1 protein-coding gene and 2 pseudogenes are annotated in these 1,638 nt (G+C 54.2%); 2 read left to right on the top strand and 1 reads right to left on the bottom strand.

What is annotated here, in order from left to right:
- Window positions 1-754, bottom strand: a 754-nt coding sequence (locus U9R90_RS36090; RefSeq protein ID WP_411061712.1) for a DNA-binding protein, incomplete at its 3' end; no start/stop codon positions are given.
- A 109-nt stretch (window positions 755-863) separates the two neighbouring features.
- Between U9R90_RS36090 and U9R90_RS36085 the strand changes: the two are divergent.
- Window positions 864-1,148: pseudogene (locus tag U9R90_RS36085) on the top strand (MFS transporter); the annotation flags it as partial.
- Between the two features lie 79 nt (window positions 1,149-1,227).
- Window positions 1,228-1,638, top strand: a pseudogene (gene lacI / locus U9R90_RS36080) (DNA-binding transcriptional repressor LacI); the annotation flags it as partial.

Below are 1,638 nucleotides of genomic sequence, written 5' to 3'. Positions count from 1 at the left end.
CCGGTATCAGATGCATCAGTGCATGTTCACCTTCACGACAGGCAACAACCATTGCCTCGTCCAGTTGCTGAATCCGGCGAAAGGCCGTGGCACGGGAGGGAATACTCCAGCCATGCTCGCGGGCTGCCAGTTCCAGACGCTCATAACATTTGCGGAAAGCGGGTTTTTCCGGTCGCAGATAATCTGCAATCAGAAACTGCCAGGCATCCTCGTCAAATTCACTTTTGTGAACATTGCGACGGGATGCTCCACGTCCATCAACAAGTGCAGCCGCCCAGTCAGGCTTCGCAAACTTCTGTACCTGGTAATACTTGTCCCGCAAAGTGGATGCGCTGACCTGGTAATGCCCTGCAACGGTCGCAAAAGCCGTTTTCGTTGAAATCCCCTGGTTCAGCATTTCGTCTGCAGCCTGAACCGCAGGCAACCATTTTTCAGCAAGTCTGCGCTGGGAATCGCTGGCGTTATCCCATTTGCTCCACAGTGCCTCACGATCATAATCATGGGCTTCCAGCGTGGGGCGGGCGATTTCAAAATACCCCAGGCTTGTTTCAATCTCTCCTTGTCTCAGCAATAACGCCGCTTTCGCTTCAACAGGTAAAGAGTTCGCATTGTATTCAATTGCTTTACCACCTTTGACACCTGCTCTAGTGCGGTTTTGCCATCCTTGCTTTTTAGCAACATAAATCACACCAGCCGATGTTTTCGGCAAACCAGGAAGATTCGCACACTCTTTCGGTGATACCCAAAGTTCCATGGTATATCTCCTTCTTAAAGTTAAACAAAATTATTTCTAGAGGGGAATTGTTATCCGCTCACAATTCCCCTATAGTGAGTCGTATTAATTTCGCGGGATCGAGATCTCGATCCTCTACGCCGGACGCATCGTGGCCGGCATCACCGGCGCCACAGGTGCGGTTGCTGGCGCCTATATCGCCGACATCACCGATGGGGAAGATCGGGCTCGCCACTTCGGGCTCATGAGCGCTTGTTTCGGCGTGGGTATGGTGGCAGGCCCCGTGGCCGGGGGACTGTTGGGCGCCATCTCCTTGCATGCACCATTCCTTGCGGCGGCGGTGCTCAACGGCCTCAACCTACTACTGGGCTGCTTCCTAATGCAGGAGTCGCATAAGGGAGAGCGTCGAGATCCCGGACACCATCGAATGGCGCAAAACCTTTCGCGGTATGGCATGATAGCGCCCGGAAGAGAGTCAATTCAGGGTGGTGAATGTGAAACCAGTAACGTTATACGATGTCGCAGAGTATGCCGGTGTCTCTTATCAGACCGTTTCCCGCGTGGTGAACCAGGCCAGCCACGTTTCTGCGAAAACGCGGGAAAAAGTGGAAGCGGCGATGGCGGAGCTGAATTACATTCCCAACCGCGTGGCACAACAACTGGCGGGCAAACAGTCGTTGCTGATTGGCGTTGCCACCTCCAGTCTGGCCCTGCACGCGCCGTCGCAAATTGTCGCGGCGATTAAATCTCGCGCCGATCAACTGGGTGCCAGCGTGGTGGTGTCGATGGTAGAACGAAGCGGCGTCGAAGCCTGTAAAGCGGCGGTGCACAATCTTCTCGCGCAACGCGTCAGTGGGCTGATCATTAACTATCCGCTGGATGACCAGGATGCCATTGCTGTGGAA

Source organism: Streptomyces sp. E11-3 (assembly GCF_046540415.1).
In the GTDB taxonomy this organism is placed as follows: Bacteria; Actinomycetota; Actinomycetes; order Streptomycetales; family Streptomycetaceae; genus Streptomyces.
Note: the sequence above shows the minus strand (reverse complement) of the source record. Positions and strands in the feature narration are given on the sequence as shown.